At 36.0% G+C, this 15,401-nt stretch carries 13 protein-coding genes; 2 read left to right on the top strand and 11 right to left on the bottom strand.

From position 1 onward, the window contains the following. Positions 1 to 1,084 precede the first annotated feature (1,084 nt). On the bottom strand, positions 1,085 to 1,930 hold the full coding sequence (locus Q1A01_RS22155) for a tyrosine-type recombinase/integrase (protein ID WP_299685260.1): 846 nt from the start codon (positions 1,928 to 1,930) through the stop codon (positions 1,085 to 1,087). A gap of 232 nt (positions 1,931 to 2,162) precedes the next feature. Here Q1A01_RS22155 and Q1A01_RS22150 point away from each other — a divergent pair, with 232 nt between their 5' ends. Next, positions 2,163 to 2,423, top strand: coding sequence for a hypothetical protein (locus tag Q1A01_RS22150; RefSeq protein ID WP_299685259.1), 261 nt, complete (start codon positions 2,163 to 2,165; stop codon positions 2,421 to 2,423). Positions 2,424 to 2,684: 261 nt separating this feature from the next. Here the strand turns inward: Q1A01_RS22150 and Q1A01_RS22145 are convergent, their stop codons facing one another. From Q1A01_RS22145 to Q1A01_RS22115, 7 genes are all read right to left on the bottom strand, one after another. Continuing rightward, positions 2,685 to 4,499 carry an acyl-CoA dehydrogenase family protein gene (locus tag Q1A01_RS22145; RefSeq protein WP_299685258.1) on the bottom strand — a complete coding sequence of 605 codons (1,815 nt, stop codon included), beginning with the start codon at positions 4,497 to 4,499 and terminating at the stop codon, positions 2,685 to 2,687. A gap of 371 nt (positions 4,500 to 4,870) precedes the next feature. Next, positions 4,871 to 6,064 carry an acetyl-CoA C-acyltransferase gene (locus tag Q1A01_RS22140; RefSeq protein ID WP_299685256.1) on the bottom strand — a complete coding sequence of 398 codons (1,194 nt, stop codon included), beginning with the start codon at positions 6,062 to 6,064 and terminating at the stop codon, positions 4,871 to 4,873. Between the two features lie 67 nt (positions 6,065 to 6,131). Next, positions 6,132 to 6,488: a four helix bundle protein gene (locus Q1A01_RS22135; RefSeq protein ID WP_299685253.1), complete on the bottom strand. Its 357-nt coding sequence runs from the start codon at positions 6,486 to 6,488 to the stop codon at positions 6,132 to 6,134. A gap of 127 nt (positions 6,489 to 6,615) precedes the next feature. Next, positions 6,616 to 9,024 carry a 3-hydroxyacyl-CoA dehydrogenase/enoyl-CoA hydratase family protein gene (locus Q1A01_RS22130; protein WP_299685250.1) on the bottom strand — a complete coding sequence of 803 codons (2,409 nt, stop codon included), beginning with the start codon at positions 9,022 to 9,024 and terminating at the stop codon, positions 6,616 to 6,618. Beyond that, complete coding sequence (locus Q1A01_RS22125; protein ID WP_299685247.1) at positions 9,024 to 9,479, bottom strand: MarR family transcriptional regulator; 456 nt, start codon at positions 9,477 to 9,479, stop codon at positions 9,024 to 9,026. The genes Q1A01_RS22130 and Q1A01_RS22125 overlap by 1 nt, the downstream gene beginning before the upstream one ends. A 633-nt stretch (positions 9,480 to 10,112) precedes the next feature. Next, positions 10,113 to 10,292, bottom strand: a complete 180-nt coding sequence (locus tag Q1A01_RS22120) for a hypothetical protein (RefSeq protein WP_299685244.1) — start codon at positions 10,290 to 10,292, stop codon at positions 10,113 to 10,115. A gap of 221 nt (positions 10,293 to 10,513) precedes the next feature. Beyond that, positions 10,514 to 11,185, bottom strand: coding sequence for a DNA alkylation repair protein (locus Q1A01_RS22115; protein ID WP_299685241.1), 672 nt, complete (start codon positions 11,183 to 11,185; stop codon positions 10,514 to 10,516). A gap of 87 nt (positions 11,186 to 11,272) precedes the next feature. Here Q1A01_RS22115 and Q1A01_RS22110 point away from each other — a divergent pair, with 87 nt between their 5' ends. Then, positions 11,273 to 12,262 (top strand): hypothetical protein, encoded by a 990-nt coding sequence (locus tag Q1A01_RS22110; protein WP_299685238.1) that lies wholly within the window; start codon positions 11,273 to 11,275, stop codon positions 12,260 to 12,262. Positions 12,263 to 12,485: 223 nt separating this feature from the next. Here Q1A01_RS22110 and ggt read toward each other — a convergent pair whose 3' ends face one another. From ggt to Q1A01_RS22095, 3 genes are all read right to left on the bottom strand, one after another. Next, positions 12,486 to 14,192 (bottom strand): gamma-glutamyltransferase, encoded by a 1,707-nt coding sequence (gene ggt, locus Q1A01_RS22105; protein WP_299685236.1) that lies wholly within the window; start codon positions 14,190 to 14,192, stop codon positions 12,486 to 12,488. Between the two features lie 141 nt (positions 14,193 to 14,333). Further along, a complete protein-coding gene (locus Q1A01_RS22100) occupies positions 14,334 to 14,459 on the bottom strand; it encodes a hypothetical protein (RefSeq protein WP_299685234.1) in 126 nt (41 codons plus the stop codon). An 88-nt stretch (positions 14,460 to 14,547) separates the two neighbouring features. After that, positions 14,548 to 15,387: a hypothetical protein gene (locus Q1A01_RS22095; RefSeq protein WP_299685232.1), complete on the bottom strand. Its 840-nt coding sequence runs from the start codon at positions 15,385 to 15,387 to the stop codon at positions 14,548 to 14,550. Positions 15,388 to 15,401 lie beyond the last annotated feature (14 nt).

Raw genomic sequence — 15,401 nt, 5'->3', positions numbered from 1 at the left:
CGTTGTAAATCAGAGAATCTTCGAAAAATTTTAATTCAACAATATTTGCGCTTTTGGTAGATTTCCAATTTCCAATTAGATCAGGATTAATTTTGTTTTTCGAACAACTTTGTAAAAATGATACTAATATTAAAATTCCAATTGTGTTTTTCATTCAAATTATTGCCAACGGTTAGTATAAGAAACGTAGGGCAGTTGATAAGCAATACGTTTCGGATTGGTACTAAGCCAAATATAAATATTTTGCTTTTATGATTTTTTGTAAATGCCAAATTTTATATTTGGCGACCTCATAAAGAAACACAGACTTTCAAGTTTAGCCTAAATCGCCCTATGTTTTTTATACATTGTTACCTGCTGGCTTTTTATTTTTTCTTATCAAATTTATCAGTCCAACTATTAAATTCAGAACGACTACTGAGGGAATGTAATAGAACACTCCGATTATGTAAAACCACAAAGTCGCAATTGAAATTAGCTCAAACCAATTTGTCTTTGTAAGGTTTCCGAATATGTTTCCACCGAAAACCAAAAAAGTCAAATACAATAAGAGACCAAGTCCAAGTTGTGGTATCAAAGAGTAGTTGAAAAGCAGTCTTATTTTTGTCAGGCTGAAAGTCATTTTGTGTTTCAGTCGATTTAGCGTTAAGACAACTGGCAGGATAAAAAGTAATACTGTCAGCGTTGTAATTAGTATGTATTCTAGGTCTGAGTTGGTTGTCATTAGGTGCAGTTCAGATTGAAATTCACAAATCCATAGGCTATAAAACCAATTATTAGAATACTCAACACCAACAGAGCTAATTTGGTCTTCTCATTTGTCGTTTTCCAAATTGAAACAGTCAAAATGGTTTGAAGTCCAAGTGCAATTAATTCGATTAGAAATAAAACTGGTCCGCAAACCCAATTGGATTTGTTTTGGTCAAGGAAGTATGTCATAATTGTCAAGGCAAGTAATACGACAGATAGTCCTGTTACTGAAAATTCAAGTGTTCTATTTCTAATCGTTGTCGTCATTTTTAGCTTGCAGGTAACTACTTTATATCATACATGTACTATATTTTACATGTATATCATTACCTGTCTAAGTTACATTTTTTTTCAAAAATTGAAGAGGACTCGGTGTGTTTTTGATATGCATATTAGTAACATGTGTATAGATCTCTGTAGTTTTACTAGAATTATGACCCAATAGCACTTGTATGCTTCTTAAATTAATGCCATTTTCATATAAGTGTGTTGCATAACTATGTCTTAACGTATGAGGCGTTACAGTCTTTCTAATATGCGCTTTTTTTGCAGCTCTGTGTAGTAACTTTCTTATACTTGCAGCAGTATAGGGCTTAGGATTTAGTGCTGTACTTCCATGCCCTTCAAAAAGATATTTGTGCGGTAGATTTTTTTTATAGTATATACGTAAGTGTACTAACAATTCTTCTGGCACAGGTACAATTCTGTCTTTTTTACCCTTACTTCCTTTTAAATGAAAGGTTTTACGATCCCCACAAATATGAGCTATTTCAAGATGTAACAACTCAGAAATTCGCAATCCACAAGCATATATAGTTTGTAATATAGCTTTGTGTTTATCGTTTTCAACGACATCAAAAAGCCTAGAAACCTCCTTCATAGCTAAAACCGTAGGTAAGGTCTTTGGTTTTTTAGGTCTATCTATTATATAGTGTTGTTTGCCAAGATGTAATACTTTTTCAAAATAAAATTTAATCGCATTAATGGCTTGGTTTTGGGCACTCTCTGAATAGCCTGATGTAATAAGATACTTTATATACGCCTCTACACCTTCTTGTAAAGGAATGAATTCTTTTTTACAGAAACGTTCAAAATCAAACAGACACCTCAGGTATACCTTTTGTGTATTGGGTGCATAGTTTTTCCGAATTAGAATATGAGCTATGTTTGTAAAATCCATATGGACTAAATGTATTGTAATTTTTGATTTAAAAATAATAGTAAACGTTTATAACCGTTAAAAACGAATAAATTTAAAAACTTATATTTGAGGTAGTTAAATACAGTTTTTCTATATTTTTAAAAATACGATGAAGTCACAACGAAAATGTAAAATATGTAGTACGTTCTTTTTAGGAAGGAAAGACAAGCTTTTTTGCTCTGTGCGATGTAAAAATTATTACCATACCAATTTGCGAAAAGTAACAAATAACGTATCTATCTCTATTGATCGTTTCTTACATAGAAATCGATCTATTTTATTAGAAATATTAGGAAAAAATAAAGTTCAAATCAAAGTTTCAAGAACCGTATTAGAACAAAAAAAGTTTCGATTTAAATACCATACCCATTACCATATTAATAGTAAAGGAAAAATGTATCACTATGTTTATGATCTTTCTTGGATGCAATTTTCGGATGATCAAATTCTTATCAACCGAGCAAAATCATAATGTATTTTTTATGTATGCTTTATAAGAACCGCTATAGTAAATAGCGTTTTTGAATATATAGACGAATAATGTTTTATACGCTTTCGCGAAAGCGGATTTAAAAAAGAATCATAACTCAAGGGAATCAGAAATCACGACTTAGAACATAAGAAAAGTAAGACAGAGGAAGTATTTACAAGAAACTTCAACCAATAAAAAAGCCACTTCGTTATGAAGTGGCTTTTAACTATCTAATAGTTTGTTTAGAAATTAAGTTGGGTATTATCCATCAAAACGATACTGTCCGTTCTCTTCAAGATCGGCAGCAATTTGATTACGTAATGCAATCACGTTCGGTTGATTTTGATATTTTGTAAAACGCTTTAATCCCATTAACATCATGCGCTGTTCATCACCTTCTGCAAAAGAAACAATCGCTTCTTTAGCTTTGGTTTGGATGATGTCTACGGCATTAAATAAATACAGTTGAGTCATCGCAATTTGTGTAGCTTGGCTCTCTTCTCCAAAACGTTTTGCATTTTTCTCTGTACGTAAGATGGCACTTTCTGACATATAGATCTCGATTAAGATATCGGCTGCACTCATGAGTAATTGTTGGTGCTCTTCCAGTTGTGGTCCAAATTTCTGTACCGCAGCTCCAGAAACCATTAAGAATACCTTTTTAAGCTTTGCTAAGAGTGCTTTTTCTTCTGAAAGCGTTGCTGAGTAGTCTGGTGTTTCAAACGAAGGGATTCCTACCAATTCTTCTCCAACAGCTGTTGCAGGACCTAAGAAATCTACATGACCTTTCATAGCTTTCTTCACAAGCATTCCTACAGAAAGCATACGGTTAATCTCATTGGTACCTTCATAAATACGAGCAATACGAGCATCACGCCAAGCAGATTCCATTGGAGTATCTGCAGAGAAGCCCATTCCTCCAAAAATCTGAATACCTTCATCAGTCGTTTGCTGTACATCTTCAGAAACTGCTACTTTTAAGATCGAACACTCAATCGCATATTCTTCAACTCCTTTCAATTCTGCTTCCTGATGTGTATTTCCAGCCGCTTCGCGCATAGCGATACGGTCTTCTATATTTTTAGCAGCACGATAGGATGCAGATTCATCTACATAGGCATTGGTTGCCATAAGTGCTAATTTTGCTTTAATTGCACCAAAATCAATAATAGGCGTCTTAAACTGAATACGTTCTTTTGCATATTTGATTGATTCATCAATCACACGACGTTGTGCATCTAGACATGCTCCAGCTAATTTGATACGTCCTACGTTTAAGGCATTCATCGCAATTTTAAATCCGTTACCACGATCAGAAAGCATATTTTCTACCGGTACGACAGTATCACTAAAGAATACCTGACGGGTAGAGGAGGAGTGAATTCCTAATTTCTTCTCTTCATCTCCCAGACTAATTCCGTTGCTAGGATCGTTTTCTATGATAAATCCTGTAATATTCTTATCATCTTCAATACGTGCAAATACGATAAATAGGTTACAGAATCCTGCATTGGAGATCCACATTTTCTGTCCAGAAATCTTATACGTTTTCCCGTCTTCAGAAAGGACTGCTTTTGTTTTTCCGGAGTTGGCATCAGATCCTGCACCTGGCTCTGTTAAACAGTAGGCTCCAAACCATTCACCAGTTGCCAATTTTGGCACATATTTTTTCTTTTGTTCTTCGTTACCATATAAAGTAATTGGCATGGTACCAATTCCTGTATGCGCTCCAAAGGCAGTACTAAATGATCCTGTTGCTCCAGAGATATAATCACATACTAGCATGGTAGAGACAAAGCCCATACCAAGACCTTCATAAGCTTCTGGCACAGCAACACCTAATAATCCTAATTCACCTGCTTTGCGCATACATGCTTCTGTAAAGGCATAGTCTTTTTGCTCAAAACGTTCCCAATGCGCCCAAATCTCACGATCTACAAATTCTTTGGTACTATCACGCATCATTTTCTGTTCTTCACTGATATCTTCTAGTGTAAATACATCTTCACATGCCGTCTCCTTTACGAGGAATTGTCCGCCGCGTAGGATATCTTTTTCTGTTGCTTCTGTGCTCATCTTCTCTATTGACTTAGGACGTTAAGACTTAAGACGTAGGACATGTGTCACTAGCTTAGGTCTTTCGTCTGATTATTAATTTAGTATTACTTATATGTTGTCCGCTTTCGCGAAAATTTATTCTGTTTATATATAATAGAGTATTACTCTATTTGTATTATGTATTAGAGTGTTACTCTAATTTTAGAATGTGAATGCACTAGTATTCACACGTTACTTCAATTTCGCGAAAGCGAAAAAGTCTTGGTTCCTGATTCAAGAACACGTTAGTGTTCCCACCCTGAGTCAATTTCGCGCTAGCTAAAATCTTATGTCTTACATCAAGAGTACGCTAGTATTCTTCGTCTTAGGTCAATTTCGCGAAAGCGAAATTATTTCAAGAACTCATAAATTCCAGCAGCTCCTTGTCCAGTTCCTACACACATGGTCACCATTCCGTACTTTCCAGTCATATCACGCTTACGCATCTCATCAAAGAGTTGTACAGATAGTTTTCCTCCTGTACATCCTAGTGGGTGTCCTAAGGCAATGGCTCCTCCGTTTACATTTACGATATCTGGATTGAGGTCTAACTCACGTATTACGGCTAGTGATTGTGAAGCAAAGGCTTCATTTAGTTCAATCAACTCAATATCTTTTTGTTGTAATCCTGCTTGCTTTAATGCTTTTGGAATGGCTGCTACTGGTCCAATTCCCATAATACGTGGTGGTACACCTGCTGCTGCATAATTGACCATACGTGCAATAGGCTCAATGTTTAATTCTTTCACCATTTCTTCACTCATTACGAGTACAAAAGCAGCACCATCACTCATTTGTGAAGAGTTTCCAGCTGTCACACTTCCTCCAGCAGCAAATACAGGACGTAATTTATTTAATACGGCAGTGTTGGTTCCTGCACGTGGTCCTTCGTCTTTAGTTACCGTATATTTTTTTGTGGCTTTCTTTCCGTTGGCATCTACATATACTTGCTCTACATCTATCGGTACGATCTGGTCTTGAAAACGGTCTTCCGCTTGTGCTTTTAAGGCTTTCATATGAGAGTTATAGGCAAACTCATCTTGATCTTCACGAGATACATTAAACTCATTGGCTACGGCTTCGGCTGTATTTCCCATGCCCCAATAGTAATCTTCATGTCCAGATTTTACGATGTCGTAATTTAATTCTGGTTTAAATCCTGTCATCGGTACAGAACTCATAGACTCAGCACCACCAGCGATGATACATTCAGCCATTCCTGCTTGGATTTTGGCAACGGCCATTCCAATAGTTTCAATTCCTGAAGAGCAAAAACGGTTTACAGTCACACCGGGTACATCAATAATGTCTAATCCCATTAATGAGATGAGGCGTGCCATATTAAGTCCTTGTGATCCTTCTGGCATAGCATTACCAACAATAACGTCATCAATGCGTTTTTTATCAAAGTTGGGTAGCTCATTCATCATATATTGAATGGTTTCTGCTGCCAACTCATCTGCTCGCTTAAAGCGAAATACTCCTTTTGGTGCTTTTCCTACGGCTGTACGGTAGGCTTTTACGATATATGCGGTCTTTGTCATAATCTAATGTTTATTGAACTGCGTTCAATGAGTCAGGAATCAAAGGATTCAAGAATCAGGACGCTTGTTATTCAAACCTGTTCATAAAATTTGAAATTTTGCTTTGTAATCGTGTTACTTGCTTTTCCAAATCTGTGAACATTTCTTTTTCAATATAGTTTTGTCTTTTACAGACTATTAATTGTGTTTCCCATTCGAAAGCAGATCCTAAACTATTTTCTAGATATTTTAAAAAATGCTTGTCGGTACTTTTACTAGTTCCTTCAGCAATATTACTTGCAATTGAAACAGCACATCTATTCATTTGACTTACTAATCCAAATTTTTCATAATCAGGAAACGTTTTCGTCATTTTGTATGTAGCATCTGTAAGTTCCATACTGTCTGACCAAATTTGTAGTTTCTTAAAATTATGTCTCTTCATTTATTTTGGCACTCAGTCTTGTTTCTTTATACGCTTTCGCGAAAGCGAAATTTTTTATATTTTATATCAAATTGCATAGTAATCAAGTCCTGATTCTTGAATCCTTTGATTCCTGACTCTTTTACAACTAGTTTCTCAACGGTTTCCCTCTCTTCAACATATGCTCAATACGTTCTAACGTTTTGCGTTCTGTTGTGAGTGATAAGAAAGCTTCGCGTTCTAAATCCAATAAGTATTGTTCTGATACTCTCGTTGGTTCTGAAAGGTCTCCTCCAGCCATCACATAGGCAAGCTTGTTTGCTATTTTCTTATCGTGCTCTGAGATATAGTGACTTGCTTCCATACTGTCTGTTCCTACTAAGAACATTCCTAAGGCTTGCTTTCCTAATACTAGGACATCATTACGTTTTACAGGTTGTGTATATCCTGCATCTGCCATCAATTTTGCGTGGGCTTTTGCCGTGGCAATCTGACGGTCTTTATTGACAACAACAATATCTTTTCCTTTTTGTAGGATACCCGTATCAAAGGCTTCATACGCCGATGTTGATACTTTAGCCATTCCAATGGTTAAGAAATTTTCTTGTAATATGTTTAATTCTACATCTCCTTTTTTGAAGGTGTCTGATGCACGTAATGCCATTTCTTTAGAACCACCACCACCAGGAATCACACCTACACCAAACTCTACGAGTCCGATATACGTTTCGGCAGCAGCAACTACTTTATCTGCATGTAATGATAACTCACATCCACCTCCCAAGGTCATACCGTGTGCGGCAGAAATGGTTGGGATGGCTGAGTAACGCATACGCATCATAGTATCTTGGAAATATTTGATCGCCATATTGAGCTCATCATATTCTTGCTCTACAGCCATCATAAAGATCATTCCGATATTGGCTCCAACAGAAAAATTAGCTCCTTGGTTTCCTACAACGAGTCCAGCAAAGTCTTTCTCGGCAATATCAATGGCTTTATTTAATCCTGCTAATACATCACCTCCAATGGTATTCATCTTACTACGGAACTCAACATTTAAGATGCCATCTCCTAAATCTTGAACAGAAACACCTGAGTTTTTATAGACTTCGGTTTGTTTTCTGATATTATCTAGAATGATAAAAGCATCTTGTCCAGGTACTTTGGTTTGTGTTTTTGATGGGATATCATAAAAATGAGTGGCTCCATCAGCTACAGTATAGAAGGAAGTGCTTCCTGAAGCAATCATGTCTGTTACCCATAAAGCAACCTCAAGACCTTCGGCTTTCATGAGTTCGATTCCTTTTTCTACCCCAATGGCATCCCAAATTTGGAAAGGACCATGTTCCCATCCAAAACCAGCTTTCATGGCATCATCTATCTTATAAAGCTCGTCAGTGATTTCAGGGATACGGTTTTGTACGTATGCAAATAGGTGTGCAAATGATTTGCGGTAAAATTCACCTGCTTTGTCTTTTCCTCCTGCTAATACTTTAAAACGATCCACTACATTGTCGATGGTTTTTGTAAGTTCTAAGGTTGCAAATTTCGCACGTTTTTTCTCGCGGTATTCTAAGGTATCTAAATCTAATGAAAGGATTTCTGTTTTCCCTTCGACATTTTTTGTCTTTTTATAAAACCCTTGTCCTGTTTTGGATCCTAACCATTTATTTTCCATCATGGTATTGATGAAATCTGGTAAGCCAAAGAGTTCTTTACGCTCATCGTCTTTACAGTTTTGAGCGATTCCGTTAGCTACGTGTACGAGCGTATCTAATCCTACAACATCTACAGTACGGAAGGTAGCCGACTTAGGACGTCCAATAACGGGTCCTGTTAATTTGTCTACTTCTTCTATGGTTAATCCCATTTCTTTTACGGTATGGAATAAACTCATGATAGAGAAGATACCGATACGGTTTCCAATAAAGGCTGGCGTGTCTTTTGCAACAACCGATGTTTTTCCTAAGTACTGCTCTCCGTAATTGTTTAAGAAATCTAATACACCTTGATCTGTCTTGGGACCTGGAATGATTTCAAATAACTTTAAGTAACGTGCTGGATTGAAGAAGTGAGTTCCGCAGAAATGCTTTTGGAAATCTTCACTACGTCCTTCATTCATAAACTGAATAGGAATCCCTGATGTGTTTGATGTAATAAGGGTTCCTGGCGTTCTATGCTTTTCTAGATTTTCAAATACTTGTTGTTTGATATCTAGACGTTCTACAACTACCTCAATGATCCAATCTACATCTTTTACTTTTGCTATATCATCTTCTAGGTTTCCCGTTGTAATACGTTTTGCAAAAGCTTGATTATAAATAGGAGAGGGCTTACTTTTTAAAGCTGCTTTTAGTGCATCGTTTACCATACGGTTACGAACCACATTGTCTTCTAGTGTAAGTCCTTTTGCTTTCTCTTTGTCATTTAATTCGCGGGGTACGATGTCTAGTAGGAGTACATCTACACCGATATTAGCAAAATGACAAGCGATACCGCTTCCCATAATACCACTACCAATTACAGCGACTTTTCTTATTATACGTTTTGCCATTATTTATGAATCGTTTCTTCTTGATTAAATATTTTCTTATTCTGCACTAAGTCGTTTATCGTTTCGATTACCTTATAAAAACCTAGAATTTCTTCTTCAGATACATTTTTACGTACGGTATCATTAAATTGAAGTACGTGATCTTTAGCATACTGACGTTTACGTTGACCATCATCTGTAAGATAGATTAAAACACTTCTTCCATCGGCTGGATTTGGCTTACGAACGATAAGGTTTTTGTCTTCCATAGTTTTAAGTGTTCGGGATAGGGAAGTAGCTTCCATACCCATACGAGGACCTAAGGCTGTAGAAGGAGTACCTTCTTCTGGGTCTATACTTAATAATGCAAACGCATGTGCCATGGTAGCATCATATTTTGAAGCTTGTTCGTTATACATTTTAATAACGGCTTGCCAAGTATATCGCAAACAAAAATCTATGGTTTTATCTCTCATTAGGGATGATTAGGTTTCGAAATCGTTGTAAATATACATAAAAATACTATGCATGCATAGTAAAAATACTATAATTTTTATAAAATGCTCACTTTAAGTGAAATGTAAAGTTGCAGTTTTGAAGATATATACAACACTTTACGGAGGATGTAGTTATGGTTCTTAAATATAAGGAAGTTAAGAATGTGATGCAAGATGTATATGTTTTGTACTTCAGCCACGCTCAGTATAGATTCTATAATAATTAACTTTTTGCGCATTTTGAGTAATTTCATCGATTTTTCCCTAACCCTAAAGGGAATATCGACGAAATTTTTAGTTCTTCCTTTAGGATTGAGGTAAAAACTAAAAATTTCGCTAGAAAATTAGCGTAATGATTATCTAAATGCACAACTGGTTATAATTGGACTTTAGTAATTAAACTGTATTTAGTATAAATTCTATATAATTATGCTTTAACACTTTGCTCTCCCTCTGGTCGTGAATCTCGCAGGCTCAATTTCGTACTTCGACTATGCTCAGTATAAACTTCTACGTCGCCATACTCCTTGAAAGCGTATATCTGAGTCCTATATATAAAAAGAGGCTACCTTATTTAGAATAGCCTCTTTTTGTTATTAGTTTGTGTATCTATTAGTAGGCACAGCATACACAATGTCCTAATGTTGGGTGCGGATAATACCCTTGGTCACAAGGACCACCTGGATTAATATACGGATTGTTACAGGTAACTTCACTTAACATTCCTCCATTTACTTCTCTTTGTGAGTCTTTTGATAGTGTTTTTCCTAGATTTTCAATTTTTTTTAGCATAATGTAAAATTTAATGATTAATAATTAGTTTTAAATATTTGACATGTAATTGATTACCTCATTAAGATAGTAAGATTGAGCTATAATTAAAATGATTTGATGTTAATATAAAGTATTGACTGTTAATTGCTTATGATTTATTGGTGAAAATATAAGAAAGACTTATATCTCGTAAGGTAAATCGTGTAATAATCTAAATTTCAAAAGGTTATGTTGGGCGCTTATTGTAGCTTTCTAATTGCCTCTTGTTCACTTAAAGGGGCTAGACAATTGGCAGAGACAAATGCAATTACTGCTTGCGGGTTTGTTTTTCCATATTCTCGTAATGCCCAACCAATGGCTTTATTGATAAAGAACTCACCAGTATCTTTATGTTTTAGGCATAATTGAAAAAGTAATTCTTTATTCGTTTCCTCTTTATAGTCTAATTGAAAGAGAATAGCACTTCTATTGAGCCAGAGATAATTTGCCTGACTAAAGTTTTGAATCACTTTAGAGGCTTCTTCTGGGAATAGTCTTAAATAACCACCTAGATGATGTTTGGCAATCATATCTACCGTATCCCACCACGAGTGTGTAGTGATAAGGTGTTCGATAAAAGAAATATCTTCTGTATGGAATTTCTTTTTGAGAAACCGGGTCGTAAGTTCGACAGCACAGTAGTGGAGTTCGCGTTCTGGGTATTTGTAAAGTTCTTTTACAATTTGAATGACTGTTGGTCTATCTAGTTGTGGTTTGTAGCTATTAATTGTATGCTTAAGAATAGCTTTTCGTTTGGGAGCTTTAACTCCAAAAAATACATATCTATTCCTCATATAGATTTTCATCTCTGTGGCAAGTGTAGGATTTGCTATTGCTTTGAGTTGTGAGATGAGATCTGGAACGAAGTTCATATATTATTGTATGGATTACCTCAAAAATTTTTGAAGATTTGAATGTATATTTATCTTATAATTAAGAATTTAAATAATTTGGGGGTTATGAATTTTTTTAAAAATACTAAAAAAAGAATCATTGTTGTAGGTTTGGTTATATGTACTTATGGTCTATCTTTTCAACATCTTACAGCTCAAAACAATGAGCTCAATACGCAAGGACTCTATTATGCTGAGTTTTATGATTATATCTATAGAGGACATTTTGAGCATATAAAAATAGCTAGAAATAGTGCTGATTTCGTAAATATTTTTGATAGTTATTTAAAGGCGTATGGTGGACAGTGTGCATCTTACTTACCTGAAAATAAAGTTCCGATTATGGTAGATAGGTGTCAAGAATGGATGGTAGAGAAAGATTTTTATGGTAATGAAGTGAGCAGAACTTGTGTTGGTTGGACGGAAGTAGAAAGCGGTTTGTATGCTAAACCAGGTTTGTACAATGCGAAAGAAAAATTTGTAAGTCAAGTTGCCCTTGATGTTGCTGGTGCCGAATTTGGGATATTATTTGATGAAAATGCTATTGGGAATTCTGTAGATAAAATTCATAAGATTAAAGGTCTAAAAGCAGATATGAAGCAGTTCTTTCGGTTAAATGGATGTAACGGAACAGCTCTTGAACTCTTTGAAAAGAATTTGAAAGCATTTGCATTGCAAACGAAATCTACCCGACTTACGAGCCAAAGTATATATCAAAAAGTAAAGAACTCTGGTGGTCCTACAGGAAATCAAAACTATCAACAGTTATTCAATGATCTTGTGGCTAATCAAAGCAAGACGTGGGCGATGAATCGATACGTTAGTAACAGTATCACTAGTGTACGCGTAACTGCAAGAGATAATCAGTCTAGACCTCGCGAGATGGTAGCAAATTATTCCTATAAAAGTATGTTTGGAAGTGGGAATGGTAGTGTACGAATCACTTTTAAAAACGGACTACCTACATGTATGTATTTCTTTGACTTTCCTAGGAATTGCAAAACACCTAATAGTAGTATCGTGGCTTCCTATGCTACAGGGAAGTATAAGATGTAGATGGTTTCGGTACAATTTTGCCTTTCGGCGAAAAATCACTCAACCACCTGCGATTCGCTTACAATGATGATTTTAGGATCATTCATTTTCAACCAATCAATCAATCAATCACTTAAAATTGATTTCTTATACTTTATTGTCACACTGAGCTTGTTGAAGTGCTGAGAATACTATCTTCTTGGTATACATTGTCTTCGACAAGCTCAGACTGACATGTTTAGAATCAAAACCCAACAGCAGTATCATCACCACGACGATCGGCGCCTCCTTCTAAGGTACCATCAGGTAGTACGAGAATACCATCAACTTTTCCAATCACGGGAGATACATCTTCATTGGGATTATAGCCTTTGTTTTTTAAGTTTTCGAGTAATGTAGCATCAAAGCTATTTGGTTCAAACATTACAATATCTGGTAACCATTGGTGATGGAAACGAGGGGCATTTACAGCTTCTTGCATTCCCATGTCAAATTCGTGAACATTCAGAATAGTTTGTAAAACCGATGTGATAATCGTAGAACCTCCAGGTGTTCCTACCGTCATCCAAAATTCTCCATCTTTTTCTACTAATGTAGGCGTCATACTGGATAGCATACGTTTTCCAGGAGCAATCTCATTGGCTTTTGCTCCTAATAATCCAAACATATTAGGCACGCCTGGTTTTGATGAGAAATCATCCATTTCATTATTTAAAAAGAAACCAAGCTCGTCTACATACAGCTTGGAGCCAAAAGCACCATTAAGTGTTGTGGTTACCGCAATGGCATTTCCAAACTGATCTACGATAGAGTAGTGGGTAGTTTCCATACTTTCGTAACCCGGTAAGTCACTATGATTGATTTCACTAGATGGGGTTGCTTTATCCCAAGAGAAAGTATCCATTCGGTTTTTACTATATGTGTCTGAGATTAAGGTTTCGATAGGAATATCTACAAAGTCAGGATCTCCTAAATAAAAACTACGATCTGCATACGCACGGCGTTCTGCTTCTGTAATGACTTGAATAGCTTTTTCTGAATTATGTCCGTATTGCGAAACATCATAGGGCTCTATCATTTCCATGATTTGTGCTAAACAAACGCCTCCACTAGACGGTGGACTCATAGAAACAATTTTAAGGTTATCGTATTCAAAGGTGACAGGTGTACGCCATTGTGCTTCGTAGGCTTTTAGATCGTCTACGGTCATAATGCCTCCTTTGTTTTGTAAGTATTCGACCATTTTCTGTCCAGTCTCACCACCGTAAAATTCGGATTTACCGTTGGCGATGATACGTTCTAAAGTTGCTGCTAATGCAGGATTTTTTACGGTTTCCGCTTTCGCGAAAGCGGTGCTATATAGCATAGTGCTATCACCATTTACACGGTTAAATACTTCGCTATATTTTTCAAAACGCCCTGCTTGTTTTTCAGTTACGACATATCCGTTTCTAGCTAAATCTACCACGGGCTGTAATAGTTTTTCTATGGGCATGGTGCCAAATTTCTCATGGGCGGCAAAGATACCTGAAATGGTTCCTGGTACACCTACAGCCATAGCACCTTCTGTACTCAGGTTTGGGATCACATTTCCTTCTTCATCTAAATACATATCTTTATCTGCTGCGCTGGGTGCTTTTTCTCGATAATCAAGTGCACCTACAGTACCGTCATTGGTACGGTATACCATAAAACCGCCTCCGCCAAGATTTCCAGCATACGGATACGTAACGGCAAGTGCCATTTCTGTAGCCACCATAGCATCAAAGGCATTACCACCTTGTTCCATTATCATAGATCCAATTTTTGAAGCCTCTTCACGGGCAGAAACGACCATAGCTTTCTGAGTAATAAGTCCGCGTTTGATTTCTCTTTTTTCTTGAGGGGTTTCCGTTTTACAACTTGTGATTAGGAATAGAAGGGTGCAAAGGGATACGATGGTGTATTTCATAATTAAAGTGAAGGGTTTAGTTTCTTCACTTTTTAAAAATAGGGATTCTTAGGAAGATAGAAAAGAGGATTAAAAAAGATCCCTCTAAAATAATGCTTTAGAGGGATCGAGATTAGTGTGTAGAGTACACTATAATAACTTCTATAATACATTGTCTTCTATAACAATATCTTCTTTTAATATGACATGATCTTCTATAATGATGTCATTACCTCCGTAAATAGTTTGGAGTTTTTGGATTTCCTGTCTTCTGAGTTTTTCTAACATAGCTTATTATTTTTATGATTTATATTAAAAAGAGCCTCTTATTTACTTTTTGTTACCTGTTATATCTTCAATACTGAGATATACGATGTTAATATTGCCTTACTAAATTAATAGTCATTTCTGTTCTTGAAGCATCGTCAGTGAGGTTAGGGTTTCTTTCGTAGAGGGTTGTGTTTAATCCAAAATATCCAAATCCACCAACAGCAGGTGCTACATTGGTCCAGTCCCATAAACGGCCTATTACATTAAAGTTATAAGCTTGTCCAGCAAGTAATTCAATATCTTTAGTAATAACGATCTGTCTGGATAATGCAAAGAAATTAATAGATCCATCACCACCAGTAGCAGTATCATCTACAAATTTTGAATAAGCAGTTATTAATTTTTCTCCAATCACCTCAGCATCTACTTCTATTCGCATAGAAGCTATTGCGGCATTATCATCGGCTACATTTGGGTTTGATACGGTAGCAACACCAAAGTGTGAGGTTACAATAACTCTATAGATTCCTGAAAAGGGAACTTCTATAGTTTGATTCAATCCATTAATAGGAATATCGGCTATGGTATTGGCAAAGTTTTGATCTGTTTGAAGAAACTGACGACTATATCCTCTAGATAATACGCGACTCCATTGTTCTCCATTCCAATAATATAATCCTGGGGTTACTGAGTTTGATAAGTTATTTACGGTAGCTGTATTATAAATGGTTAATCCTTCGGCAGGGTTTTGAATGGTATTAGTATCGATATTGGATGTTAGGGTTATCCTTGGGATAAGAACTCCTTTGTTATCACTTTCAGCCTGAAAAATGGCTCCTGCATCTAGTTGTGTAGTTCCTATAGCCACTTGCGCATTTATCGCACTACTATGAATGCAAAAGAGAAAAATAATAGCGTAAAATGAAATGTATTGTAATTTTTTCATGAGGTCATTTTTGA

It is taken from the genome of uncultured Dokdonia sp. (assembly GCF_947492815.1).
Taxonomy (GTDB): Bacteria; Bacteroidota; Bacteroidia; order Flavobacteriales; family Flavobacteriaceae; genus Dokdonia.
The sequence above is the reverse complement of the archived record's forward strand: the minus strand, read 5'-3'. Positions and strand labels throughout refer to the sequence as shown.

Excerpts from the sequence above, each read along its gene's own strand:
- Q1A01_RS22100 (WP_299685234.1), bottom strand. The coding sequence starts at position 14,459 with ATGTTAGAAAAACTCAGAAGACAGGAAATCCAAAAACTCCAAACTATT.
- Q1A01_RS22110 (WP_299685238.1), top strand. The coding sequence starts at position 11,273 with ATGAATTTTTTTAAAAATACTAAAAAAAGAATCATTGTTGTAGGTTTG.
- Q1A01_RS22145 (WP_299685258.1), bottom strand. The coding sequence starts at position 4,499 with ATGAGCACAGAAGCAACAGAAAAAGATATCCTACGCGGCGGACAATTC.
- Q1A01_RS22130 (WP_299685250.1), bottom strand. The coding sequence starts at position 9,024 with ATGGCAAAACGTATAATAAGAAAAGTCGCTGTAATTGGTAGTGGTATT.
- Q1A01_RS22155 (WP_299685260.1), bottom strand. The coding sequence starts at position 1,930 with ATGGATTTTACAAACATAGCTCATATTCTAATTCGGAAAAACTATGCA.
- Q1A01_RS22135 (WP_299685253.1), bottom strand. The coding sequence starts at position 6,488 with ATGAAGAGACATAATTTTAAGAAACTACAAATTTGGTCAGACAGTATG.
- Q1A01_RS22125 (WP_299685247.1), bottom strand. The coding sequence starts at position 9,479 with ATGAGAGATAAAACCATAGATTTTTGTTTGCGATATACTTGGCAAGCC.
- Q1A01_RS22120 (WP_299685244.1), bottom strand. The coding sequence starts at position 10,292 with ATGCTAAAAAAAATTGAAAATCTAGGAAAAACACTATCAAAAGACTCA.
- ggt (WP_299685236.1), bottom strand. The coding sequence starts at position 14,192 with ATGAAATACACCATCGTATCCCTTTGCACCCTTCTATTCCTAATCACA.
- Q1A01_RS22140 (WP_299685256.1), bottom strand. The coding sequence starts at position 6,064 with ATGACAAAGACCGCATATATCGTAAAAGCCTACCGTACAGCCGTAGGA.
- Q1A01_RS22115 (WP_299685241.1), bottom strand. The coding sequence starts at position 11,185 with ATGAACTTCGTTCCAGATCTCATCTCACAACTCAAAGCAATAGCAAAT.
- Q1A01_RS22095 (WP_299685232.1), bottom strand. The coding sequence starts at position 15,387 with ATGAAAAAATTACAATACATTTCATTTTACGCTATTATTTTTCTCTTT.